24 protein-coding genes are annotated in these 22,882 nt (G+C 71.6%); 5 read left to right on the top strand and 19 right to left on the bottom strand.

From position 1 onward, the window contains the following. The first annotated feature begins 35 nt into the window (after positions 1 to 35). The 4 genes from OHA91_RS11565 to OHA91_RS11580 all read left to right on the top strand — a co-directional run bounded on the left by OHA91_RS11565 (position 36) and on the right by OHA91_RS11580 (position 3,767). Positions 36 to 671, top strand: coding sequence for a hypothetical protein (locus tag OHA91_RS11565; protein ID WP_031148762.1), 636 nt, complete (start codon positions 36 to 38; stop codon positions 669 to 671). A gap of 136 nt (positions 672 to 807) precedes the next feature. Next, positions 808 to 1,071, top strand: a complete 264-nt coding sequence (locus OHA91_RS11570; RefSeq protein WP_031148760.1) for a ferredoxin — start codon at positions 808 to 810, stop codon at positions 1,069 to 1,071. After that, complete coding sequence (locus tag OHA91_RS11575) at positions 1,068 to 2,471, top strand: NAD(P)/FAD-dependent oxidoreductase (protein ID WP_031148758.1); 1,404 nt, start codon at positions 1,068 to 1,070, stop codon at positions 2,469 to 2,471. Before OHA91_RS11570 ends, OHA91_RS11575 begins: the two co-directional genes overlap by 4 nt. A 39-nt stretch (positions 2,472 to 2,510) precedes the next feature. Next, positions 2,511 to 3,767: a cytochrome P450 gene (locus tag OHA91_RS11580; protein WP_031148756.1), complete on the top strand. Its 1,257-nt coding sequence runs from the start codon at positions 2,511 to 2,513 to the stop codon at positions 3,765 to 3,767. Positions 3,768 to 3,774: 7 nt separating this feature from the next. Here the strand turns inward: OHA91_RS11580 and OHA91_RS11585 are convergent, their stop codons facing one another. The 9 genes from OHA91_RS11585 to rpsB form a co-directional block, all read right to left on the bottom strand. Further along, on the bottom strand, positions 3,775 to 4,815 hold the full coding sequence (locus OHA91_RS11585) for an ABC transporter ATP-binding protein (protein WP_031148754.1): 1,041 nt from the start codon (positions 4,813 to 4,815) through the stop codon (positions 3,775 to 3,777). Then, positions 4,815 to 6,431 carry an ABC transporter permease gene (locus OHA91_RS11590; protein ID WP_328741121.1) on the bottom strand — a complete coding sequence of 539 codons (1,617 nt, stop codon included), beginning with the start codon at positions 6,429 to 6,431 and terminating at the stop codon, positions 4,815 to 4,817. The genes OHA91_RS11585 and OHA91_RS11590 overlap by 1 nt, the downstream gene beginning before the upstream one ends. Before the next feature lie 113 nt (positions 6,432 to 6,544). Next, positions 6,545 to 7,642, bottom strand: a complete 1,098-nt coding sequence (locus OHA91_RS11595; RefSeq protein WP_031148750.1) for a thiamine ABC transporter substrate-binding protein — start codon at positions 7,640 to 7,642, stop codon at positions 6,545 to 6,547. 252 nt (positions 7,643 to 7,894) lie between these two features. Then, positions 7,895 to 9,010, bottom strand: coding sequence for a 23S rRNA (adenine(2503)-C(2))-methyltransferase RlmN (gene rlmN / locus OHA91_RS11600; protein WP_031148748.1), 1,116 nt, complete (start codon positions 9,008 to 9,010; stop codon positions 7,895 to 7,897). Between the two features lie 132 nt (positions 9,011 to 9,142). Further along, a complete protein-coding gene (locus OHA91_RS11605) occupies positions 9,143 to 10,219 on the bottom strand; it encodes a phosphatidate cytidylyltransferase (RefSeq protein ID WP_031148746.1) in 1,077 nt (358 codons plus the stop codon). Beyond that, complete coding sequence (gene frr / locus OHA91_RS11610; protein WP_030028670.1) at positions 10,219 to 10,776, bottom strand: ribosome recycling factor; 558 nt, start codon at positions 10,774 to 10,776, stop codon at positions 10,219 to 10,221. Before frr ends, OHA91_RS11605 begins: the two co-directional genes overlap by 1 nt. 82 nt (positions 10,777 to 10,858) lie before the next feature. Continuing rightward, positions 10,859 to 11,638 (bottom strand): UMP kinase, encoded by a 780-nt coding sequence (pyrH, locus tag OHA91_RS11615; RefSeq protein WP_031148744.1) that lies wholly within the window; start codon positions 11,636 to 11,638, stop codon positions 10,859 to 10,861. A gap of 162 nt (positions 11,639 to 11,800) precedes the next feature. Beyond that, a complete protein-coding gene (gene tsf / locus OHA91_RS11620) occupies positions 11,801 to 12,637 on the bottom strand; it encodes a translation elongation factor Ts (protein ID WP_031148742.1) in 837 nt (278 codons plus the stop codon). A gap of 135 nt (positions 12,638 to 12,772) precedes the next feature. After that, positions 12,773 to 13,663 (bottom strand): 30S ribosomal protein S2, encoded by an 891-nt coding sequence (rpsB, locus tag OHA91_RS11625; RefSeq protein ID WP_031148740.1) that lies wholly within the window; start codon positions 13,661 to 13,663, stop codon positions 12,773 to 12,775. A 252-nt stretch (positions 13,664 to 13,915) separates the two neighbouring features. Between rpsB and OHA91_RS11630 the strand changes: the two genes are divergently transcribed. After that, on the top strand, positions 13,916 to 14,422 hold the full coding sequence (locus tag OHA91_RS11630) for a M23 family metallopeptidase (protein WP_107064664.1): 507 nt from the start codon (positions 13,916 to 13,918) through the stop codon (positions 14,420 to 14,422). A gap of 30 nt (positions 14,423 to 14,452) precedes the next feature. Here OHA91_RS11630 and OHA91_RS11635 read toward each other — a convergent pair whose 3' ends face one another. From OHA91_RS11635 to lepB (OHA91_RS11680), 10 genes are all read right to left on the bottom strand, one after another. Further along, a complete protein-coding gene (locus OHA91_RS11635; protein WP_031148736.1) occupies positions 14,453 to 15,010 on the bottom strand; it encodes a TetR/AcrR family transcriptional regulator in 558 nt (185 codons plus the stop codon). Between the two features lie 52 nt (positions 15,011 to 15,062). Then, positions 15,063 to 15,899, bottom strand: a complete 837-nt coding sequence (whiG, locus tag OHA91_RS11640; RefSeq protein ID WP_031148734.1) for an RNA polymerase sigma factor WhiG — start codon at positions 15,897 to 15,899, stop codon at positions 15,063 to 15,065. Positions 15,900 to 16,108: 209 nt separating this feature from the next. Continuing rightward, positions 16,109 to 17,287, bottom strand: a complete 1,179-nt coding sequence (gene dprA / locus OHA91_RS11645) for a DNA-processing protein DprA (protein WP_037631861.1) — start codon at positions 17,285 to 17,287, stop codon at positions 16,109 to 16,111. Beyond that, on the bottom strand, positions 17,284 to 18,915 hold the full coding sequence (locus OHA91_RS11650) for a YifB family Mg chelatase-like AAA ATPase (protein ID WP_328741122.1): 1,632 nt from the start codon (positions 18,913 to 18,915) through the stop codon (positions 17,284 to 17,286). The genes dprA and OHA91_RS11650 overlap by 4 nt, the downstream gene beginning before the upstream one ends. Then, a complete protein-coding gene (locus OHA91_RS11655) occupies positions 18,915 to 19,286 on the bottom strand; it encodes a YraN family protein (RefSeq protein ID WP_031148728.1) in 372 nt (123 codons plus the stop codon). Before OHA91_RS11655 ends, OHA91_RS11650 begins: the two co-directional genes overlap by 1 nt. Before the next feature lie 109 nt (positions 19,287 to 19,395). Next, positions 19,396 to 19,704 (bottom strand): DUF2469 domain-containing protein, encoded by a 309-nt coding sequence (locus OHA91_RS11660; protein WP_005311352.1) that lies wholly within the window; start codon positions 19,702 to 19,704, stop codon positions 19,396 to 19,398. A gap of 55 nt (positions 19,705 to 19,759) precedes the next feature. Further along, the gene (locus OHA91_RS11665) at positions 19,760 to 20,266 is read right to left on the bottom strand and encodes an NUDIX hydrolase (RefSeq protein ID WP_031148727.1); all 507 of its coding nucleotides are present in this window, start codon (positions 20,264 to 20,266) and stop codon (positions 19,760 to 19,762) included. After that, on the bottom strand, positions 20,256 to 21,035 hold the full coding sequence (gene lepB / locus OHA91_RS11670; RefSeq protein ID WP_031148725.1) for a signal peptidase I: 780 nt from the start codon (positions 21,033 to 21,035) through the stop codon (positions 20,256 to 20,258). The genes OHA91_RS11665 and lepB (OHA91_RS11670) overlap by 11 nt, the downstream gene beginning before the upstream one ends. A gap of 41 nt (positions 21,036 to 21,076) precedes the next feature. Continuing rightward, positions 21,077 to 21,973, bottom strand: a complete 897-nt coding sequence (gene lepB / locus OHA91_RS11675) for a signal peptidase I (RefSeq protein WP_031148723.1) — start codon at positions 21,971 to 21,973, stop codon at positions 21,077 to 21,079. Between the two features lie 112 nt (positions 21,974 to 22,085). Continuing rightward, entirely contained in the window at positions 22,086 to 22,868 is a 783-nt protein-coding gene (lepB, locus tag OHA91_RS11680; protein WP_078959191.1) for a signal peptidase I, read from the bottom strand. Between the last annotated feature and the right edge of the window lie 14 nt (positions 22,869 to 22,882).

The raw sequence follows: 22,882 nt of genomic DNA on the forward strand, positions 1-22,882 counted from the left end.
CGCTTGCTGGACCGGGGGGAGAGAGCGAGGGGTTCATGGAGCCCACGACCGATCGGCTGCAGACACCGCGCGCGGCCGGTATGGCCGGAGTCGCCTTCGCCCTGCTCCTCGGTGCGGCGATCGTCCTGATGCGGATCTCCGTTCCGGCCGGTGACGCCGCCGACGCGACCATCGACCCGGACCGCCGCTGGGCGGTCCAGCTGGCCCTGCAGATCGTTCCCTTCGCCGGCATCTTCTTCCTCTGGTTCATGGGCGCCCTCCGCGCGCACACCGGCGAGGCCGAGGACCGGTTCGTCGCCACCGTGTTCCTCGGCAGCGGCTTCGTCTTCGTGGCCACCCTGTTCGCCGCCGCGGCGGCGGCGGGCACCGTGCTGAACGAGGAGACTCCCTCCGACTTCGGCCGCCACTACGCCTACGCCCTGCTCGCGACGTACGCGATGCGCATGGCGGCGGTCTTCGTCCTCGCGACCTCGATGATCGGGCGGATGCTCGGCGTCTTCCCCAAGCCGCTGGCCATGCTGGGCACGCTCGTCGGCCTGGTCCTGATCGTGGTGGGCGCCGGCGTGCCCTGGTCCGAGCTGCTGTTCCCGGCGTGGGCCCTGGTGATCAGCCTCTACATCCTGCGGGTCCGGCGCACGGCCGCGCCCACGGACGGCTCCGGCCCGCCCTGAACCCCTCCTGACCTGGTGGTCCGTGGCTCCGGCAGGCGGCCTCCCGGTACCGCGTGCATGCTGGTGGACAAGGGGAGGATCCGGGGGTACCCCGGGGGCGACGGGGATCAACAGCCGAGGGAAAGGCAGATCCGTCATGAGGCTTGTCGTCGACCTCAACCGCTGCCAGGGATACGCACAGTGCGCCTTCCTCGCTCCCGACGTCTTCGCCATGCACGGCGACGAGTCGCTCCTGTACAACCCGGAAGCGGCCGCCGAGCAGCACGAGAACGTCGTCCGCGCCGTGGCAGCCTGCCCGGTGGGCGCGATCCTCCTCGAAGTCACAGACGAGGACATGGCGGACATGGTGTCCCAGGAGGCCGCTACCGCGGCCGGCGCCGGTTCCGGAGGCGCGCGGTGACCGGTGAGCGCACCCGCGACGGGGCCCTGGAGTACCTCAAGCGCGAAGGCCGCATCGTCATCGTCGGCGCTTCGCTCGCGGGTCTGCGGGCTGCCGAGACCATGCGGGAGAAGGGGTTCACCGGTTCGCTCACGATGATCGGCGACGAACCCTACGAGCCGTACGACCGGCCCCCGCTGTCCAAGCAGGTCCTGCTGGGCCACGCGGTAGCGGACCACACAGCGCTCCCCCGCCGCCGGGTGATCGACGCCGACTGGCGCCTCGGAGTCCCCGCGACGGGCCTGGACATGGCCGCCCGCCGGGTCCGGCTCGGCAACGGCGACGAGGTCGAGTACGACCGGCTGCTGATCGCCACCGGCGTCCGCGCCCGGCCCTGGCCCAACGAGGAGGAGGGCTCCCTCCAAGGGGTCTTCGTCCTGCGCACCCGCGACGACGGCGAGGGACTGCAGCGCGCCCTCGCCGACAACCCCCGCCGGGTGCTCGTCATCGGAGCCGGGTTCACCGGGTCCGAGATCGCCTCCGCCTGCCGGGAACGCGGCCTGAACGTGACCGTCGCCGAACGGGGCGACGCCCCGCTCGTCGGCGCGCTCGGCGGGGTGATCGGCGAGGTGGCGGCCGAGATGCACCGGGAGCACGAGGTCGACCTGCGCACCGGCGTCATGGTCACCGCCCTGGAGGGCGACCCCTCGGGCCGGGTCCGCGCCGCCCACCTGTCCGACGGCTCCACGATCGAGGCCGACGTGGTGGTCGTCTCCCTCGGCGCGCAGCGCAACACCGAGTGGCTCGCCGGTTCCGGACTCGGCGCCGGCCCCCGGGGCATCGCCTGCGACGCGGGCTGCCGGGCCTTCGACGTCCGGGGCATCGTCACCGACGACATCTACGTGGCGGGTGACGTGGCACGTTCCCCGCACGCGCTGTTCGGCTACCAGTTCCTGTCCCTGGAGCACTGGGGCAACGCCGTCGCGCAGGCCGACACGGCCGCGCACAACATGCTCAGCGAGAGCGCGGACCGCCGTCCCCACCTGTGGGTACCGGCCTTCTGGTCCTCGCAGTTCGGCGTGAACATCAAGTCGGTCGGGGTGCCGCCGATGGGCACCGAGATCCTCATCACCCAGGGCTCGCTGGCCGAGCGCCGGTTCGCGGCCGTCTACGGCTACCAGGGGCGGGTGATCGCGGCCGTCACCTTCGACAACTGCCGGTGGCTGCCGTTCTACGAGCACCAGATCGAGAGCACCGCGCCGTTCCCGCCGCCGTACTCCACGGTGGACCGCAGGCCGGAGGGGAACAAGCCGGTGCCGGCGGACTTCCCCGACCCCTCGGTCCCGACCCACGGCCCGACCATCACCCTCAGCGGCTACTCGCCGGCCGACCGGAAGATGACCTTCACCCCCGGGCGCTGACCGCGCCGCGACCGCCCCCGAGGATCACGAGGACCCGTCATGACCCAAGCCCTCCTGCGGGAGATCATCGACTACGCGAACCGGGCCGACCCGTATCCGCTGTACGAGGAGCTCCGCAAGAACCCGGTGTCCCACGATGGGAACGGCCCGTACGTCGTGAGCACGTACTACGAGATCCAGAGCCTGCTGCACGACCCCCGGATCAGCTCCGACGCACGCAACCTGAAGTCGACCGGTGACGATCCGCTGGGGCAGTCGGCCGACGACGAGGGGACGGCCCTGCCACCCTCCTTCCTCAAGCTCGACCCGCCGGACCACGACCGCCTGCGGCGGATGACGAACCGGCCGTTCGGTCCTCCGCACGCCCCGCACCGGGTGCACGACATGCGCGACGAGCTCCACGGCCTCGTCGGCGGGCTCATCGACAACATCGCCACCAGCGGGAACCTGGACCGGGTCGACCTGGTCGACCAGTTCGCGTACCCGTTCCCGGTGACGGTGATCTGCCGGCTGCTCGGGGTGCCCCACGAGGACGAACCGCGCTTCCACGTCTGGGCGGAGACCCTCGCCGCCAGCCTGGACCCCGACCCGGACGGTGACCCCGCCCAGCGCGGCAAGGGCACCACGGACGCCCGCATGGAGCTGGGCATGTACCTGGCCGGGCTGATCGAGGAGCGGCGCAAGAACCCCGGCAACGACATGCTGTCCCAGCTGGCGACCGCGGACGGCCCGGACGGCGCGATGACGACGATGGAGGCGCTCAGCACCTCCGCGCTGCTGCTGATCGCCGGCCACGAGACCACGGTCAACCTGATCACCAACGGGATGCTGACGCTGCTGCGCCACCCGGACGTCCTCCAGCGGCTGCGCGAGGACCCCGGGCTGTCCGTCCCGATCGTGGAGGAGCTGCTGCGGTACGAGCCGCCGGTGCAGTTGCTGCCGCAGCGCACCACCCTCTCCGACATCGAGGTCGCGGGGGTCAACATCCCCAAGGGCGCGTCCCTGTGGCTGATCCTGGCCTCCGGGAACCGCGACCCCAAGCGGTTCGAGAACCCCGACCGCTTCGACCCGGACCGCAAGGACATCCAGCACCTCGGGCTCGGCAGCGGCATCCACAGCTGCTTCGGAGCGCCGCTGGCCCGGCAGGAGGCCCAGCTGGCGCTGAGCGAACTGGCCCGCCGGCTGGAGAACCCCCGCCTGCTGGAGGATCCGCCGCCGTACCGTCAGAACGCGGTGCTGCGCGGCCCGCGGCACCTGCAGATCGCCTGCGACGGCGTCCTGCCGAAGGCCGCCTGAGGAGTGCTCAGCGGTCCCCCGGCGGGAGGACCACGACCTCGGCGGGGGTGAAGGCCACGGCGACCCGGTCGCCGACGGCCGGTGCCCCCGCCAGGCCGCACTCCGCCTCCAGTACCGGGCCGCTCCCGGGTCGCAGCAGCAGGGCGACGTGCGTGCCGCGGAAGGTCCGGGACACCACCTCGCAGGGCAGGCCGGCCTCGCAGAGCACGACTCCCGCCGGTCGGACCAGCAGCCGCTGCTCCCCATCGGGGGAGCCTGCGGGGACCGGTACCTTGCCCCATGCGGTCGCGGCGAACGAGCCCGCCACCGTCGCCGGGACCACGTTCTCGAAGCCGAGGAAGCGCGCCACGAACTCCGAGGCGGGCCGCTGCCACACCTCCAGCGGGGTCCCGGCCTGCGCGATCCGGCCGTCCCGCATCACCACGACCCGGTCGGCCAGGGCGAAGGCCTCCCCCTGGTCGTGCGTGACGGCCAGGACCGTCGTCCCCAGCCGCGAGAACAGCCCCCGCAGCTCGACCACGAGCCGCTCCCGCAGCCCCCGGTCCAGCTGCCCGAGCGGCTCGTCGAGCATCAGCAGCCGCGGCGAGGGCGCCAGCGCCCGGGCCAGCGCCACCCGCTGCTGCTCGCCGCCGGACAGGGAGGCCACGGCGCGGCCCTGGGACCCGGGGAGGCCGACGAGTTCGAGCAGCTCCGCGACCCGGCCGGCGTGCGATCCGCGCCCCGGGCCGTGCCCGCCGCCGCGCATCCGCAGGCCGAAGGAGACGTTCGCTCCGACGTCGCGGTGCGGGAAGAGCTGGTGGTCCTGGAACATCAGGCCCACGCCCCGCCGGTGTACGGGTACGGCGGCCTGGTCGGCCCCGTCCAGCAGCACCCGTCCCCCGGACACCTGTTGGAGCCCGGCGACGACACGCAGCAGCGTGGACTTCCCGCTGCCGCTCGGGCCCAGTACGCACACGGTCTCGTGCTCGGCCACCGCCAGGTCCACGGAGTCGACGACCGCGCGCTCGCCGAAGCGGACCGACACCCCTTCCAGCTGAAGCAGCGTCATCAGAACTCTCCGGAGGTCTTGTCGGGTCGCAGTCGCTCCAGCACCAGCAGGGACACCGCGCACACCAGCATCAGGATCGTGCTCAGGGCCATCGCCTGCCCGTAGTTCAGCTCGCCGGCCCGCCCCAGCAGCCGCGCCACGGCCACCGGCAGGGTCGGCTGGTCCGGCCGCGCGATGAAGACGGTCGCGCCGAACTCCCCCAGCGACACGGCGAAGGCGAACCCGGCCGCGATCAGCAGCGCCCTCCGCACCAGTGGGAGGTCCACCTCCCGCCAGGCGCGCAGCGGTGACGCGCCGAGCACGGCGGCGGCCTCCCGCAGCCGCCCGTCCACCGCGCGCAGGACCGGCAGCATGGTCCGTACGACGAAGGGCACGCCCACCAGGGCCTGCGCCAGCGGCACGAGGATCCACGAGGTCCGCAGGTCCAGCGGCGGCTCGTCCAGGGTGATCAGGAATCCGAAGCCGACTGTCACGGCGGACACCCCCAGCGGGAGCATCAGCATCGCGTCGAAGCCGCGTACGAAGCGGCCCCCGCGCCGGGTCAGTGCCGCGGCCGCGAGTCCCCCGATGACCAGGGCGATCGCGGTGGCGGCGAGCGCGTACTGCAGGGAGTTCCAGATCGCCTCCAGCGGTGGCACCAGGAAGGTCCCGCCACCGGCGCCGGCGTCCTGCAGGGCCCGGTAGAAGCCGATTCCGTAGCCGCCGGGGGTGTCGAAGGACCGCTCGACCAGCACGGCCAAGGGCGCCACGATGAGCAGCCCGATGGTCAGCAGGACCCCGCCCAGCAGGGTGCGCTGCGCCCATCCGCGCGGCCGGTGCGCGGTGCGGCCCGGGTCGACGAGGCGCAGTGCGGTCTCGCGCCGGCGCACGGTCCAGGCGTGCAGGGCGAGGATCGCGCCGATCGCGGCGAACTGCACCATCGTCAGCACGGCTGCCGTCGACAGGTCAAGGAGCTGCGCGGTCTGCCGGTAGACCTCCACCTCCAGCGTGGAGTAGGCGGGTCCGCCCAGGATGAGGACGACGCCGAAGGAGCTGAAGGTGAAGAGGAACACCATCAGGGAGGCCGCGGCGACGGCCGGGGCCAGCGCGGGCAGCGTCACCCGCCGCCAGGCGGCGAACCGGCCGGCGCCCAGCACCCGGGCGGCCTCCTCCTGGCGCGGGTCGAGCTGCGCCCACAGGCCGCCGACCGTGCGGACGATGACGGCGTAGTTGAAGAAGACGTGTGCGAGCAGGATCGCCCAGACGGTGGTGTCGAGGCGGACGCCCGCCGTTTCGTCCAGCAGTCCGCCGCGCCCGAGCAGTGCGAGGAAGGCGGTGCCCACGACCACGGTCGGGAGCACGAAGGGCACGGTCACCACCGCCCGCAGCAGCTGCTTGCCCGGGAACTCGAAGCGCGCGAAGACGTACGCGCCGGGGAGTGCGATCAGCAGCGTGAGCACGGTGGAGGCGAGCGCCTGCCAGGTGGTGAACCACAGCACGTCGGCGATGTCGGGCCGGGACAGCACCTCGCCGATCCGGCCGAACTGCCATCCGGTGTCGGTCTTGAGGCCGCGGCCGACGATCGCCGCGACGGGGTAGGCGAAGAACAGCCCGAAGAAGACGAGGGGGACGGCCATCAGGGCCAGGCGGACGGCGGTGGCCCGCCCGCTCTCGCCCTGTCCGGGTACCCGCCCCGGTCCGGGGACCGGGGCGGCGTCCTGGGACGCCGCGCCCGGCTCCTTCGTACCGCCTACTTCACGACGAGGGCGGTCCATGCCTTGACCCACTGCTCACGGTTCTTGGCGATGGTCTCCGGAGTGACGTTCTCCGGCTTCTCGACCACCACACCGTGCTTGGTGAACAGCTCCGGCAGCGCGGCGTCCTTGGTCACGGGATTCACGAACATCTGGAGGGGCATGTCCTCCTGGAACTTCTTGCTGATCAGGAAGTCGACGAGGGCCTTGCCGCCCTCCTCGTTCTTCGCGCCCTTCAGCAGACCCGCGAACTCGATCTGGCGGAAGCAGGTGCCGGTGGCGACGCCCGTCGGGGCCTCGGCCGGCTGCGGCTCGCCGTACAGCACCTCGACCGGCGGGCTGGAGGCGTAGGAGACGACGAGCGGGCGGTCGCCCTTGGCCTTCTTGCCGCCCGCGGAGCCGGAGAAGCGCTCGTTGTAGGCCTGCTCCCAGCCGTCGACGACCTCGACGCCGTTGGCCTTCAGCTTGCTCCAGTAGTCCTTCCAGCCCTCCTCGCCGTACTTGCCGACGGAGGCGAGCATGAAGCCGAGGCCGGGAGAGGAGGTCGCGGCGTTCTCGACCACCAGCAGGTTCTTGTACTCCGGCTTGGTGAGGTCGTCCAGCGTCTGCGGCGGGGCGATCTTCTTGTCGGCGAAGTACGCCTTGTCGTAGTTGACACAGATGTCGCCGGAGTCGATCGGGGTGACCCGGTGCTCCTTGTCGAGCACGTACTCGGGCTTCACGTCGGCCAGGCCCTTGGCCTCGTACGGGGTGAAGATGCCGTTGTCGAGGGCGCGCGAGAGCAGGGTGTTGTCGACGCCGAAGAAGACGTCGCCGCGCGGGGAGCCCTTGGTGAGGATCTCCTGGTTCAGGGCGGCGCCGGCGTCACCGGACTTCAGCACCTTGACGGAGTAGCCGCTCTGCTGCTCGAACTCCTTGAGGACCGCTTCGGTCACGTTGAAGGAGTCGTGGGAGACGAGCGTGACGGTCTTGGACTTGGGGGCGTCGCTCGTGCCCGCGGGCTTGTCCTTGGCGTCGCCGCCGCAGGCGCTGAGCGTGGTGACGCCCAGCGCGGCCGCGAGCGCGGCGCCCGCGATCTTCTTGGTGGTGCTCACTGGTGATTCCTCCTGGGATGACCAGGAGAAGACGCGGCCCTGCCCGGCGCTCTGTGGGAGCGGACGCCGGGCAGGGCGCAACAGCTTGAGTGGTGACCGAACTTCCTACCCCGAATGACCGGGGCGAGGTTCAGAGGGTCTGCGGATGACGGATACCGCACTCTCAGCGCTGTGGCGCTCCCCTGTCGGAATATGCAATTGGTTCGGCCACAGGGTACCCCGTGGCCGAATGTGACCGGCCAGAACCGGACGCTAGCGCTCCGAAGCGGCCAGCTGGCCGCACGCGCCGTCGATCTCCTGGCCCCGGGTGTCCCGTACGGTCACGGGCACGCCGTGCCGCGCGATGGCCTCCACGAAGGCCTTCTCGTCCTCGGGCCGCGAGGCGGTCCACTTGGAGCCGGGCGTCGGGTTCAGCGGGATCAGGTTGACGTGTACGCGCTTGCCCTTGAGCAGCCGGCCCAGCAGGTCACCGCGCCAGGCCTGGTCGTTGATGTCGCGGATCAGGGCGTACTCGATCGAGATCCGGCGGCCGGACTTCTCGGCGTACTCCCAGGCGGCGTCGAGGACCTCGCGGACCTTCCAGCGGGTGTTCACCGGGACCAGGGTGTCGCGCAGCTCGTCGTCCGGCGCGTGCAGCGAGACGGCGAGGCGGCACTTGAAGCCCTCGTCGGCGAACCGCAGCATGGCCGGGACCAGGCCGACCGTGGAGACGGTGATGCCGCGCTGGGACAGGCCCAGGCCGTCGGGCTCCGGGTCCGTGAGCCGGCGGATGGCTCCGACGACGCGGTTGTAGTTGGCCAGGGGCTCGCCCATGCCCATGAAGACGATGTTCGACAGCCGGGCGGGGCCGCCGGGGACCTCGCCGTCGCGCAGCGCGCGCATGCCGTCGACGATCTGGTGCACGATCTCGGCGGTGGAGAGGTTGCGGTCCAGGCCCGCCTGGCCCGTGGCGCAGAACGGGCAGTTCATGCCGCAGCCGGCCTGCGAGGAGATGCACATGGTGACCCGGTCGGGGTAGCGCATCAGCACGGACTCCACCAGCGTGCCGTCGTGCAGCTTCCACAGGGTCTTGCGGGTGGTGTCGTCGTCGCAGCTGATGTGCCGGAGGACGTTCATCAGGTCCGGAAGGAGCTCCTGCTGGAGCTTCTCGCGGGAGCCCGCGGGGATGTCCGTCCACTCGGCCGGGTCGTGCGCGTAGCGGGCGAAGTAGTGCTGGGAGAGCTGCTTGGCACGGAAGGGCTTCTCGCCGATCGCGGCGACCGCTTCGCGGCGCTCGGCCGGGGTCATGTCGGCGAGGTGCCGGGGCGGCTTCTTGACCCCGCGAGGAGCGACGAAGGTGAGCTCACCCGGAGCGGGACGGGGGGCCATGCGGTACTCCTCAGTACGACGAGGTGGGGGTCACCCCGCGCGTGCAGGGCCGGTCCGCGGCTCGGCCGCTGGACGGAAAGGGCGCGCCGCGTACACGCGGCGCGCCCTCCAGGATAACCCGACCGGGACCGGTCAGCCGGTGCCGACGAAAGCGGCCAGCAGCAGCCACACCACCGGCGCAGTGGGCAGGAGCGAGTCCAGCCGGTCCATGATGCCGCCGTGCCCCGGCAGCAGGGTGCCCATGTCCTTGATGCCCAGGTCCCTCTTGATCATCGACTCGCCCAGGTCGCCCAGGGTGGCGCTGACCGCGACCGCGAGGCCGAGCAGCAGGCCCTGCCACCAGGCGCCGCCGTCGATCAGGAACTCCATGCAGAGCGCGCCGGCGACCATGGCGAAGGCCACCGCGCCGAACAGCCCCTCGCGGGTCTTTCCGGGGCTGATGCGCGGCGCGAGCTTGGTCTTCCCGAAGCGCCAGCCCACGGCGTAGGCCCCGGTGTCGCTGACCACGGTCAGGAGCAGGAAGGTGATCACGCGCTGCGGCCCGTCGTCGGCGGTGAGCAGCATCGCGACGAAGGTGGCCAGGAAGGGCACGTAGAAGGCCGCGAAGGCACCCGCCGTGACGTCCTTGAGGTAGTCCTCGGGCGGTTCGGTCATCCGCCACACCAGGACGGCCAGCACGGTCAGCGCCATGGCCACCCAGGCGCCCTCGGCCCCCCGGACGTATCCGGCGATGACCATGGCCGCGCCACCGACCGCGAGCGGGACCAGAGGGGCCTTGATGCCCTTCTTCTCCTGCAGACGGGAGGTGAGCTCCCACAGGCCGACGACGACGGCGACGACGATGACGCCGACGAAGACCGCCTTGACGATCAGGAGCGATGCGAAGATCACCGCGCCGAGACCGACGCCCACCCCTATCGCGGCACGCAGGTCCCGCCCCGCCCGCTTCTTCTGCGGCGGGGGGGAGGAGTCCTGCGGGTGCTCGGCATGCGGAGGCGGGGGGCTGGGCATGGGCTCCTGCGGCGGCGTATCGGCGCGGAAGGGGGAGCCGCCGTCCGAGGCGGCCCCCCGATCGCGTGCTTCCCGGTCGTCGAAGTCACGGCCGGCGGCATCGGGCACGATGGGCATGGGCCGAGTGTGCGGGCCCACCTGCGCATCGTATGCGGGACCCGCCGGAACCGGCTCCGGCTGCCAGGAAGAGTCGTTCATCAGACTTCGAGGAGCTCGGCTTCCTTGTGCTTGAGGAGCTCGTCCACCTGCGCGACGTACTTCGCGGTGGTGTCGTCGAGCTCCTTCTCCGCGCGACGGACCTCGTCCTCGCCCGCCTCCTTGTCCTTGACGAGCTTGTCGAGGGCGTCCTTGGCCTTGCGGCGGACGGAGCGGATGGAGACCTTGGAGTCCTCGGCCTTGTTCTTGGCGACCTTGATGTACTCCTTGCGGCGCTCCCCGGTCAGCTCGGGGAAGGTCACCCGGATGATGCGGCCGTCGTTGCTCGGGTTGACCCCGAGGTCGGAGTCGCGGATGGCCTGCTCGATGTTGCGCAGCGCGGACGCGTCGAACGGCGTCACGATGGCCATGCGCGGCTCGGGAACCGCGAAGGAGGCGAGCTGGTTGATGGGCGTGATGGCGCCGTAGTAGTCGGCGACGATCTTGTTGAACATCGCCGGGTGCGCACGGCCGGTGCGGATCGCGGCGAAGTCCTCCTTCGCGACGACGACGGCCTTCTCCATCTTCTCCTCGGCCTCGAGGAGGATTTCTTCGATCACCACGTGCTCCTGCATGTCTTGAATGGATGGTTCAGGCGGGCGGGCGGGCCGGTCGGGGCCACCCGGACCGGCAGCGAACTGCTCAGACCCGGGTTTCCTGGTCGCTGACGAGCGTGCCGATCTTCTCACCCTTGACGGCGCGGGCGATATTGCCCTCGGCGAGCAGCTCGAAGACGAGGATCGGCAGCTTGTTGTCGCGGCAGAGGGTGATCGCGGTGGCGTCGGCGACCTTGAGGTCGCGCGAGAGCACCTCGCCGTACTCCAGCGCGTCGAACTTCACCGCGTCCGGGTTCTTCTTCGGGTCGGAGTCGTAGACCCCGTCGACACCGTTCTTGCCCATGAGGAGGGCTTCGGCGTCGATCTCCAGGGCGCGCTGGGCGGCCGTGGTGTCGGTGGAGAAGTAGGGCATGCCCATGCCGGCGCCGAAGATGACGACGCGGCCCTTCTCCAGGTGGCGCACGGCGCGCAGCGGGATGTACGGCTCCGCGACCTGGCCCATGGTGATGGCGGTCTGCACGCGGGAGTCGATGCCCTCCTTCTCCAGGAAGTCCTGGAGCGCGAGGCAGTTCATGACCGTTCCGAGCATGCCCATGTAGTCGGACCGAGCCCGGTCCATGCCGCGCTGCTGGAGCTCGGCGCCTCGGAAGAAGTTGCCGCCGCCGATCACGACGGCGATCTCCGCGCCGTCGCGGACCACCGCGGCGATCTCACGGGCGATGGCGTGGACGACGTCGGGATCGACACCCAGTCCTCCGCCACCGGAGAAGGCCTCGCCCGACAGCTTCAGCATGAAGCGGCGGCCCTTCTTGAACTGGTCGCTCTTGTTGTCGGAAGCGGTGTGGGGGTCCACGCCCTGATTCATGGAGATCTCCTCGTGCACATACGAAGAAGGCCATTGCCGGTGGGTCCTTGCGGTTCCCTCTACGGCAATGGCCTCCTCGTCAGATCTGCGGTCGCCTCGCGCAAGCGCGGACGACTGCTTCAGACCCTACCGGGGTCCGGTGTCCGTCGCGTACGGACGGACTCAGATGCCGACCTTGATGCGGGTGAAGCGCTTCAGGGTGACACCGGCCTCGTCCAGAACCTTCTGGACGGACTTCTTGTTGTCCAGGGCGTAGGCCTGGCCGAGCAGCGTGGCGTCCTTGAAGAAGCCGTTGACGCGACCCTCGACGATCTTCGCGATGGCAGCCTCGGGCTTGCCCTCCGCGCGGGTGACCTCTTCGGCGATGCGGCGCTCGGACTCGACCTTGTCGGCCGGGACGTCCTCGGCGGACAGCCACTGCGGCGCGAACGCGGCGATGTGCTGCGCGACGCCGCGGGCGACCTCGGCGTTCTCCTTGTCGAGCTCGACCAGGACGCCGATCTGGAACGGCAGGTCGGGCATCGTGCGGTGCATGTACGCGGTCACGTAGCCGCCGGTGAACTGCGCGAAGCGGTCCAGGACGATCTTCTCGCCGAGGTTGGCGTTGGCCTCGTCGACGAAAGCGGTGACGGTCTTGCCGGGCTCGATCTCGGACGCGAGCAGCGCCTCGATGTCGGCCGGGGAGGTGGCGGCGACGTGCGCGGCCAGCTGGTTGGCGACGGCCAGGAACTTCTCGCCCTTGGCGACGAAGTCGGTCTCGCACTTCAGCTCGACGATGACACCGGAGGTGTTGTCGTCGGCGATGAGGGAGACGACGGCACCGTTCTCGGCAGAACGGCCCTCGCGCTTGGCGACGCCCTTCTGACCCTTGATGCGGAGGGCTTCCTGGGCCTTGTCGACGTCACCGTCGGCGTCCACGAGCGCGTTCTTGCAGTCCAGCATGCCGGCGCCGGTGAGCTCGCGGAGCTTCTTGACGTCAGCGGCGGTGTAGTTCGCCATGAGTCTGTGATTCTCTCTCGAAGTCGTAGATCTACGGGTGAACGGCGGAGGCGCCGCGCTCGTGGCGCGGCTCCCCCGCCGTCATCGTCCGTGCTGTGAGTGCCCGGCGCGTGAACGCCGGACGCTCTCAGTGGGTCAGGCCTGCTCGGCGTCGGCGGCCGGAGCCTCCGCGGCCGGGGCCTCGGCGGCCTCGGCGGCCGGAGCAGCCTCGGCGGCGGCGTCGGCGGCCGGGGCCTCGTCAGCCTTCTTGTCACCCTCGAGCAGGTCGCGCTCCCACTCGGCGAGCGGCTCGGCGGCGGCCTTCTCGCCCGGCTTCGAGTCGCCGGTCGCAGCGCCGGAGCGGGCGATGAGGCCCTCGGCGACGGCGTCGGCGATCACGCGGGTGAGCAGGGTGACGGAACGGATCGCGTCGTCGTTGCCCGGGATCTTGTAGTCGACCTCGTCGGGGTCGCAGTTGGTGTCGAGGATCGCGACGACCGGGATGTGCAGCTTGCGCGCCTCACCGACGGCGATGTGCTCCTTCTTGGTGTCGACGATCCAGACGGCGCTGGGAACCTTCGACATCTCGCGGATACCACCGAGGGTCTTCTCCAGCTTGGCCTTCTCGCGGGAGAGGACCAGGAGCTCCTTCTTGGTGAGACCCGAGGCGGCGACGTCCTCGAAGTCGATCGCCTCAAGCTCCTTCAGACGCTGGAGGCGCTTGTAGACGGTGGAGAAGTTGGTGAGCATGCCACCCAGCCAGCGCTGGTTGACGTACGGCATACCAACGCGCGTCGCCTGCTCGGCGATGGCCTCCTGGGCCTGCTTCTTGGTACCGACGAACATGATGGAGCCACCGTGCGCGACGGTCTCCTTCACGAACTCGTAGGCGCGGTCGATGTACGACAGCGACTGCAGCAGGTCGATGATGTAGATGCCGTTGCGCTCCGTGAAGATGAAGCGCTTCATCTTCGGGTTCCAACGACGGGTCTGGTGACCGAAGTGGACGCCGCTTTCCAGCAGCTCCCGCATCGTGACGACGGCCATGGCCATCTCCTTGGTTTCTCGGTTTGGTTCCTGACGCCCCACCGCGCCCTGCCCCCATGAAGGGGACCGAGAGACGCTGTCACCTGGCCGTTTCGGGCTGGTGCCGGGGCGTGCGAAGTCGACCCGGTGACCCGGATCGCCACAAGAAGTGTACGGGACCCGGCGGTATGCCGGGTGACGCCGTTGTCCACAGTGCCCGGACCGTCCACAGCCCGGCCCGCCGCCGCGGGGGACCGCGGGACGCTGCGGTGCATGACGACACTGCTGCTCAGCCTGCTCCTGGCCCTGTCCCTGTCCCAGTCGGCCGTCCCGGCTGCGGTCCGCCCGCTGCCCCCGCCGCTGTCGGTGGTGCGCTGGTGGGAACCGCCCCCGACCCCGTACGCGGCCGGCCACCGCGGGGTGGACCTGGCCGCGCCGGTGGGCGCGGAGCTACGGGCGGTCGCCGCCGGCCGGGTCCACCACGCCGGGCCGGTCGCGGGCCGCGGGGTCCTCTCGCTCGCCCTGCCGAACGGTCTGCGCACGACGTACGAACCGGTCCGGCCGCTGGTCGCGGAGGGTGAGGAGGTCACGGCGGGGCAGGTGGTCGCGGTGCTCACGGAGGGGTCCCACTGTCCGGAGCCGTGCCTGCACTGGGGCCTGCTGTCGGGGGAGGCGTACCTCAACCCGCTGACGCTCCTGGCCCGGCCCACCCCGCGCCTGCTGCCGGGGCCCGGCACGGATCCGGGCACGGTCCCGACGGCGGCAGCGGGCGCCAGGTGAGGCGGGGGTGTCCGCCGCCCGCGGCGGGGCTCAGCCCCGGACCCCCCGCAGGGCGATGGCCAGGGCCGTCTCCGTGATGACCTCGGGATCCTCCGCGGCGCCGAGCTCGATGCGGCGCACGGCCGCGTCCACGACCCCCTGGAGCAGCATCGCGGCCAGCCTCGGCTGGTCCTGCCCGAGGGCGGCCAGCGCCTCGACGATCATCGCGATCAGCCCGCCGTGCGCGGCGCGGATCTTCTCCCGGGCTCCGGCGTCCAGCTCGCTGGCCGAGATCGCCACGACCGCCCGGTGCCGACGGTCCCCCACCAGGGCCAGCTGGCTGCGCACGTAGGCCTCGACCTTCGCCTCCGGCGCATCCGCCCGTTCCATCGCCGCCTCGATCTCGGCGGCCCACACGGGGAAGTCCACGGCGCACAGCTCTTCGACCACGGCCGCGCGGGAGCGGAAGTACTCGTACACGGAGGACCGGGCGAGTCCGGTCCGCTCCGCCAGGGCGGGGAAGGTCAGCGCCTCCGTACCGCCTTCGGACAGCAGGGAACGCGCGGCGTCCAAGAGGGCGCCGCGCTGCATCGACCGGTGCTCGGCCACGGAGGCCGCTCGAATCCTGGGCACACATCCACTCTACGGAGGTACCGCAAGCTCACCGCCCCACATCTGCCAACTTTGCGCGCAGTTGCAGCACGGACTTGGTGTGGATCTGGCTGACCCGGCTCTCGGTGACGCCCAGCACGTTGCCGATCTCGGCCAGGGTGAGTCCCTCGTAGTAGTACAGGGTCACCACGGTCTTCTCCCGTTCGGGCAGCGTGTTGATGGCCCGTGCCAGCAGGCGCCGCAGTTCGCGGTCCTCCGCCACCTCCACCGGGTTGTCGGCGGCATGGTCCTCCAGGGTGTCCATCAGCGAGAGGCGGTCGCCGCCCTCCCCGCCGACGTGCAGCAGCTCCTCCAGGGCGACCACGTTCGCCAGCGACAACTGGCTGAAGACGGTGTGGAGGTCCTCCACACCGATCCCCATCTCCCCGGCGACCTCGCTCTCCGTCGGGGTGCGCCGCAGCTGGGCCTCCAGCGTGGCGTAGGCCCGCTCCACGGCCCGGGCCTTCTGCCGGACCGAGCGGGGGATCCAGTCCAGCGCCCGCAGTTCGTCGATCATGGCGCCGCGGATCCGGGTGATCGCGTACGTCTCGAACTTGATCGAGCGGTCGATGTCGAACTTCTCGATGGCGTCGATCAGCCCGAAGACCCCGGAGGAGACGAAGTCGGCCTGCTCCACATTGGGCGGCAGGCCCACGCTGACGCGTCCGGCCACGTACTTCACCAGGGGCGAGTAGTGCAGGATCAGCTGCTCCCGCAGCCGTTCGTCACCCGAGTCCTTGTACGAGCGCCACAGCGCCTCCAGGGACGAGGGCGCGGTGGCCCGCACGCTGCCGCGGGCAGCGGGGGGCACCGCAGCGCGGTCGGACCCTGAGGTGTGCTGGGGCATGCGTCGCCTTTGCCGGAGCCGGATTCCTTGGGAGCGTAGCGTGACGGAAGTGTCGCGGTGCGCGAAGAGTACGGGATGGCGCGGGGGCCGAGGGGCGTCCCGGCTCGCGCGGGCGACCCGGGACCGGCGCCTCGCGCACGGTCCCGGCGACTGCCACCGGGAGGACCGCGTCTCTCATCGGTTTCACTCTTTCACCGGAAGTCCCCAGGTCAACGACCGCCTCGCCGGGGAACCCGGGTTTGCATGCCCTCTCCAGCCGTACCTCCGCTCAACTGCCAGCCGTCGCCCTGCCGTTCGACGAACCCCAGAGAGTGAAGTTCGTACAGTCTGCCGATGACTTCATCGGTGCCGATGCCGGCGGCAAGTGCCAGCTCGGCCGCGGTCACCGGGCGCCCGGCCGGTAGGGCTTCGAGCACGCGGGCCGTGTCCCGGTCCAGCAGGTCCCGGGCGAGCACCGGGCCGCGCCGCTCGGGCGCCAGCTCCCCCATGCGGCCGACGAGTTCGACCACCTCTGCGGCGTCGGTGACCAGCTGGGCCTCGCCTCCCCTCAGCAGTTCGTGCACGCCTGTCGAGAGTCCGCTGGTGGCGGGCCCGGGGACGCCCATCGTGAACCGCCCGAGCCGCTGGGCCCGCCGGGCGGTCACCAGGGAGCCGCTGCGGTGGGCGGCCTCCACGACGACGGTGCCGCGGGTGAGGGCGGCGATGACCCGGTTGCGCAGGACGAAGCGGCTGGGCGTCGGATGGCTGCCGGGCGGCAACTCCCCAACGACCAGACCCTGGCCGGCGATCCGGCCGAGCAGCCCGGCGTGCCCGCGGGGATAGGCGACGTCCACCCCGCAGGCGAGCACCGCCGCAGTCGCGCCGCCGGAGGCGAGGGCCCCGCGATGGGCGGCGCCGTCGATGCCGAAGGCCGCACCGGAGACGACGACCCAGCCCCGTTCGGCGAGACCGGCGGCCAGCGTCTGCGCCATGTGCGCGCCGTACGGAGTGCAGGCCCTGGCCCCGACCACGGCGACCGAACGCAGCGCCCAGGTACGCAGGTTCGGCCGGCCCCGCAGCCAGAGCCCGACGGGGCGTTCGTCCCCGAGGTCGTCCAGCTGCGTCGGCCACTCCGCCGAACCCGGGAACACGAACCGGACTCCCGCGCCGGCGGCGAGCTCCAGGTCCCGACGGGGGTCGGCCAGCGCCGCGCGTCTGCGGTACGCGGCGAGCCGCTCCGGTCCCACCCCGGGCGGAGACTGCCGCTCCGCCTCCGGGCCGGTCAGCAGCCGGAGCAGCCCCGTGGCACCGTGCTCCCGGATCCAGCGCCCGCCGTGCGCGTCACCGGGCTCCAGGACCCGTGTCAGGGCCGCCCGGGCCAGCAGTTCCTCCTCCCCCGCGCCGGTCATGTCCCGGCCCCCGTCAATGACATGGCCCCGCGGGCGATGCCGGTCCGCAGCTCCAGCGCCACGGCCACGTCGAGGGCCTCGGGGCGGTCCCGCCCCCGCAGGTCGGCGACGGTCCAGGCGACCCGCAGGACCCGGTCCAGCCCGCGCGCGGTGAGCAGCCCCCGCTCCAGCTCCCGCTCGGCCTGCGCCAGTGCCCCCGGGGCCGCCTGCCAACGGGTCCTCAACTCCTGTCCCGAAACTTCCGAGTTGAGCCGCCAAGGGGTGCCGGTGAGTCGGCCCGCGGCACGTTCCCGGGCCTCCCTCACCCGGTCGGCGACCACCTCGCTGGACTCCCCCCGACCCCCCTGCCCCAGCAGGTCGCTGCGCGTCACGGGCTCGACCTCCACCCTCAGGTCGACCCGGTCGAGCAACGGCCCCGACAGCCGGGCCTGGTAACGCCGGACCACCGAGGGCGGGCATTCGCATCCCGCCCCGTGCAGGGTGTGCCGCCCGCACGGGCAGGGATTCGCGGCGAGCACCATCAGGAACCTGGCGGGCAGGCGTACCACTCCGGCCGCGCGGGCGATGACCACGTGCCCCGATTCGAGGGGCTGGCGCAGCGCGTCCAGCGCCCGGCTGTGGAACTCCGCGGCCTCGTCCAGAAAGAGCACCCCGCGGTGGGCGAGGGAGACCGCTCCGGGCCGGGGCACCCCGGTCCCGCCGCCCACCAGGGACTGCATGGTCGCCGAGTGGTGCGGGGCGCAGTACGGCGGCCGCGAGACGAGCGGCTCGCCGGGCGGCAGGATTCCCGCGACCGAGTGGACCGCCGTGACCTCCACGGAGTCCTGTCGGGTGAGCGGCGGCAGGATCCAGGGCAGCCGCTCGGCCAGCATGGTCTTGCCGGCCCCGGGCGGCCCGCTCAGGAAAAGGTGGTGCCCTCCGGCGGCCGCCACTTCGAGGGCGCGGCGGGCCGTGTGCTGCCCCGTCACATCGGCGAGGTCGGGGAAGTCTGCGCAGTCCCCGCCGGGGCGGCCCGGGGCGAGCCCGGTGCCCAGGCCCGCCCCGGGGACGAGCAGTCCGGCCAGCATCGGGTCCGGGCGGCCCGGCGGGTCCCCGTGATCCTCCTCGGGCACCTCCCCGTCGGTCAGGACGGCGATCAGCTGGCGCAGGCTGCGCACGCCGAGCACCGAGACGTCCGGCACCAGCGCGGCCTCGGCGGCGCACTGCTGCGGCACGACCACCTGCCGGTAGCCGGCCTCGGCCGCGGCGAGGACGGCCGGCAGGATGCCCCGGACCGGGCGCACGCGCCCGTCCAGCCCCAGCTCGCCGATCAGCACGAGGTCGGCGATGACCGCCGGGTCGACCACCTCGGCCGCCCCGAGCACGGCCGCCGCGACGGCCAGGTCGAATCCGGCGCCGGACTTCGGCACGGAGGCCGGGCTCAGCCCGACCGTGAGCTTCTTCTGCGGCCAGGCCGCTCCGGAGTTGACCACGGCCGCACGCACCCGGTCCCGGCTCTCGACGAGGGTCTTGTCCGGCAGCCCCACCAGGGTGAAGGCCGCGACTCCGGGCTCAAGGTCGGCCTGGACCTCGACCACCACGCCGTCGACGCCGACCAGGGCCACGGAGCAGGCCCGCGCGAACCCCATCACGCCACCCCCCTGACGTGTTCCACCAGGGGCGCGCCGCGCCGCGGCAGCAGGACTCCGACGAGGTCGATGCGGACCCCGCCCGGCGGTGGTCCGCCGTGGTCGGCGAGCCACCGCCCGGCGAGCCTCCGCAGCCGGTCCGCCTTCGCGGTCCGCACGGCGGCCATCGGATGCTCGAAGCCACCCGTGCGCCGGGTCTTGACCTCGCACACGACGAGGGCGTCCCCGTCGCGCGCGACGATGTCGATCTCCCCGCCGCGGCACCGCCAGTTCCGTGCGATCACGGTCATCCCGGCCTCGATCAGCCGTCGTGCCGCGAGCTCCTCGCCGTACCGCCCCATCGCCTGCCGTGCCGCGCTCTTCGCGTCCATCGGGCACCACCTCCGGCACCGACGGTCCCGCGTCCCCGCCCACCTCGTGGATCTTGGTGGAAAACCCGGCCGCTGTGGACGGACCCGTCACCCTCCCGGGTGAGGCGGCTCAGCTCCCGGGCAGTTCGAGGTCGCTCTTGTTGAGCTCCTCGATGTTCACGTCCTTGAAGGTCAGCACCCGGACCTGCTTCACGAAGCGGGCCGGCCGGTACATGTCCCAGACCCAGGCATCGGCCATCGAGACCTCGAAGAACACCTCGCCCTGAACCGAGTGCACCTGCATCTCGTAGTCGTTGGTGAGGTAGAAACGGCGTTCGGTCTCGATCACATACTTGAACAGCCCGACGACGTCGCGGTACTCCCGATAGAGCTTCAGCTCCATCTCGGTCTCGTACTTTTCGAGGTCCTCGGCACTCATGGCATGTTCCCCTTCAGCCGTGCGTCCCCCTATTGTGCGCCAGCGCCGTGCGCCCCTAAACGATTTCCGGGGCCAGGACCACCGGCGCACCCGGAGGACCCTCGTCGAGCAGCGTGCGGAGCAGCCCGGCGAGTCTGGTCGGGTACACCGTCTCACGTGCTGCGAGAAGTTCCTCGGAGGTCCACCACCTGGCTCCGGTGACGCTGCGCCGCTCCAGCTCGGTCAGACCGCCCATCCAGGTCGTGGTCTGGCTGGTCCGGGCCAGGAAGTACCACTCGTCCTGCTCCCAGCGCCGGCCGTCGAAGGGGAAGGAGCAGTAGCGGTGCCACAGCACCGGCCCCAGCTCCACCTCGGTGATCCCGGTCTCCTCCGCCAGCTCGCGCAGCGCGGCCTGCTCCCGGGTCTCCGTGCCCTCGAGTCCGCCGCCCGGGGTGAACCACCACTCGTCCGAGGGGTCGGCCGGTTCGAAGCCGTGCAGCAGCAGGATCCGGTCCGCCGGGTCCAGCAGGACCACCCGGGACACCTGTCGGGGGCCGCGGTCGACCGCCGGTTCAGGCGACACCGGCCCGCTCCCGCCGCCCGCGCCCCAGGATCCGCACGAGCGGCCCGTACGCGGCCCCCAGCACCACCAGGGCAGCTCCGACGGCCACGGCCGCAACCTGGAGCCGCAGCGGCCCGTGCCCGGAGGTCCCGCCGGGCAGGGCCGCGTACGTCTTCGGGCGCTCCAGCATCGCCACGGACGGCCAGGCCAGGGCGTCGACGCGGGCGCTGACGGCAGACCGGGACACCGTGCCCTGCCCGGCCTCCTGGAGGTGGGCCCGCGAGTCCAGCGAGGCGGCGCGCCGGTCGCCCAGCAGGAAGAGGTTCCCCTCGGGGACCGTCACCTCGAAGGGGGTCCCGGGGGGCGGGGCCTGCCCGGGCGGCATGGCGAGGCCCGAGTCCGGCCGGCTGGTGTCGGCGTAGGGCTCGTCCAGCGGGCTGCCGTTCACGGTCAGCTCGCCGTCGGCGCCGCAGCACTTCACGGTGTCGCCGCCGATGCCGACGACCCGCTTGACCATGGGCAGATCGCTCCACATGGAATCAGTAAAGATGACCACGTCCCCGCGGCGCACCTCACCGCCGTCGATGCGCTGTGCCAGCACCCGGTCGCCCGGGCGCACGGTCGGCATCATCGAGTCGGTCGGGACCGTGTAGGGCTGGTAGACGAGCGCCCCCCACACGAAGCCGCCGAGGAAGAGCGCAAAGCCGATGGCCACGACGATGCCCGACAACACGTTGCCGAGACCGCCGCGGCCATCCTTGCCCCTGCGTATCGCTTCTGTTCCGCCCATTCCAGCGCCCCCACATCGGGATCGTCGACCTGGGCGGCACCCTACCCGTCGGTACGACCGCTGGTCAGCTTCCGGCGGCGCCACATCACGAGCGGGACCGCTCCGGCGAGCCCCAGCGCGGCCGGGCCGAGCCCGACGGGCGCCAGTCCGGCGGCCCCGAGGCCCAGCGCGGTGGCAGCGGCCTGGTTGCCGATGCCCGGCTGGTCGAAGGTGTCCGGGATCGGCAGGGTGGACCAGCGGGTGACCGGCCACGCGATCACGACGGCCCGCCCGACGACCTTGTCGACCGGCACGAAGCCCCCGGTGGAGTCCTGCATGTGGTAGCGGGAGTCCTGGGAGTTCTGCCGGTGGTCGCCCATCACCCAGATCTTGCCCTCGGGCACCTTGAGCGGGCCGAACGGGGCGTCGTCGCAAGCGGTGTTGCCGGGGTAGATGTACGGCTCGTCGAGCGCCTTGCCGTTGACGACGACCGGTCCCCCCTTCTTGCATTCGACCGTGTCACCGCCGATGGCGATGGTCCGCTTGATCAGGTCCTTCTCCTCGGCGGACGGCATCAGGCCGATCCAGCTGAGGGCCTTCTGGGCGATGTTCGGCTCCGGCGTGGGCTCGCCCGAGAGCCAGTTCGCCGGGTCGTGGAAGACCACGACCTCGCCGCGCTCCGGCTCGGAGCCGAACCACGGCGTCAGCTTGTCGACCAGCACCCGGTCCCCGCGCTGCAGGGTGTCCTGCATCGAGTCGGAGGGGATCGAGAACGCCTGGACCAGGAAGGTCTTGATCAGCAGGGCCAGCAGCAGCGCGATGCCGATGAGGAGCGGGAGCTCCTTCCAGAAGGAGCGGTGCGGCTTCTCCAGCGCGCCGTCCTCCTCGGTCTCGTGCGCGACGGCGTCGTCCGGCCGCTCCTCGCCCTCGTCGCGTCCGGACCGTGCGCCTACCGCCACGTCCCCCACATCCACTCCTCACTCACGTTCGCCGCCCGCGCCGAACCGGACACGGGCCCTCCCCTCCCTTAACGAGCGGGAGTTCCCTAAGGCTCGGGAGACCGAGGACACACTATGCGAACGGCGTGCCCGTACGGCGTCGCCTGCGGCCGCGTCCCTCGCGGCGTGCCTGATCGGGCACCATGCGGAAGGTCGCGGGCTGCTCCAGACGGGTCCAGTGTCCGAAGGGCCAGGCGATCACCACGGCCTCCCCCACGACCCCGTTCTCGTCGATGGTGCCCTCGAAGGCCTCGTCGAGATGGAAGCGGGAATCGGCCGAATTCGCTCGGTGGTCGCCCATGACGAAGAGCCTTCCGGCGGGCACCTGCACCTCGAAGGGGATGTCCGAGGGGGTGTTGCCCGGCTTGACGTACGGCTCGTCGAGCGGCGAGCCGTTGACCGTGACCCGGCCCCGGGCGTCGCAGCACTTGACGGTGTCGCCGCCGACGCCGATGACTCGCTTGATCAGGTCCTGTTCGTCGGACGAGGGCAGCAGGCCGATGAAGGTCAGGGTCTGCTTGATCTGCTTGATCACGACGGGGTCCGGGGCGGGCCGGGCCGCCTCGCCCTTGAGCCAGCCACCGGGGTCCTTGAACACGACGATGTCGCCGCGCTCGACCTTGGAGCCGAACCACGGGGTCAGCTTGTCCACGAGGACCCGGTCGCCGATCCGGATGGTCTGCTCCATCGAACCCGACGGAATGAAGAAGGCCTGCACCAGGAAGGTCTTGAGGAGCAGGGCTATGCACAGCGCCACCACCACGAGCAGCGGCAGTTCGCCCGCCCGGCGCGTGCGGCGGCGGCGCTTGACCCTGCGGGCCAGCCGGCGCCGTTCGGCCCGGCCGCCCACCTCCACGACCGGCTCCGGCT

It is taken from the genome of Streptomyces erythrochromogenes, assembly GCF_036170895.1.
Taxonomy (GTDB): domain Bacteria; phylum Actinomycetota; class Actinomycetes; order Streptomycetales; family Streptomycetaceae; genus Streptomyces; species Streptomyces erythrochromogenes.

Excerpts from the sequence above, each read along its gene's own strand:
- OHA91_RS11565 (WP_031148762.1), top strand. The coding sequence starts at position 36 with ATGGAGCCCACGACCGATCGGCTGCAGACACCGCGCGCGGCCGGTATG.
- OHA91_RS11570 (WP_031148760.1), top strand. The coding sequence starts at position 808 with ATGAGGCTTGTCGTCGACCTCAACCGCTGCCAGGGATACGCACAGTGC.
- OHA91_RS11580 (WP_031148756.1), top strand. The coding sequence starts at position 2,511 with ATGACCCAAGCCCTCCTGCGGGAGATCATCGACTACGCGAACCGGGCC.
- OHA91_RS11585 (WP_031148754.1), bottom strand. The coding sequence starts at position 4,815 with ATGACGCTGCTTCAGCTGGAAGGGGTGTCGGTCCGCTTCGGCGAGCGC.
- OHA91_RS11590 (WP_328741121.1), bottom strand. The coding sequence starts at position 6,431 with ATGGCCGTCCCCCTCGTCTTCTTCGGGCTGTTCTTCGCCTACCCCGTC.
- rlmN (WP_031148748.1), bottom strand. The coding sequence starts at position 9,010 with ATGGCCCCCCGTCCCGCTCCGGGTGAGCTCACCTTCGTCGCTCCTCGC.
- OHA91_RS11605 (WP_031148746.1), bottom strand. The coding sequence starts at position 10,219 with ATGAACGACTCTTCCTGGCAGCCGGAGCCGGTTCCGGCGGGTCCCGCA.
- pyrH (WP_031148744.1), bottom strand. The coding sequence starts at position 11,638 with ATGAATCAGGGCGTGGACCCCCACACCGCTTCCGACAACAAGAGCGAC.
- tsf (WP_031148742.1), bottom strand. The coding sequence starts at position 12,637 with ATGGCGAACTACACCGCCGCTGACGTCAAGAAGCTCCGCGAGCTCACC.
- rpsB (WP_031148740.1), bottom strand. The coding sequence starts at position 13,663 with ATGGCCGTCGTCACGATGCGGGAGCTGCTGGAAAGCGGCGTCCACTTC.
- OHA91_RS11630 (WP_107064664.1), top strand. The coding sequence starts at position 13,916 with ATGACGACACTGCTGCTCAGCCTGCTCCTGGCCCTGTCCCTGTCCCAG.
- whiG (WP_031148734.1), bottom strand. The coding sequence starts at position 15,899 with ATGCCCCAGCACACCTCAGGGTCCGACCGCGCTGCGGTGCCCCCCGCT.
- dprA (WP_037631861.1), bottom strand. The coding sequence starts at position 17,287 with ATGACCGGCGCGGGGGAGGAGGAACTGCTGGCCCGGGCGGCCCTGACA.
- OHA91_RS11650 (WP_328741122.1), bottom strand. The coding sequence starts at position 18,915 with ATGGGGTTCGCGCGGGCCTGCTCCGTGGCCCTGGTCGGCGTCGACGGC.
- OHA91_RS11655 (WP_031148728.1), bottom strand. The coding sequence starts at position 19,286 with ATGGACGCGAAGAGCGCGGCACGGCAGGCGATGGGGCGGTACGGCGAG.
- OHA91_RS11660 (WP_005311352.1), bottom strand. The coding sequence starts at position 19,704 with ATGAGTGCCGAGGACCTCGAAAAGTACGAGACCGAGATGGAGCTGAAG.
- lepB (WP_031148725.1), bottom strand. The coding sequence starts at position 21,035 with ATGGGCGGAACAGAAGCGATACGCAGGGGCAAGGATGGCCGCGGCGGT.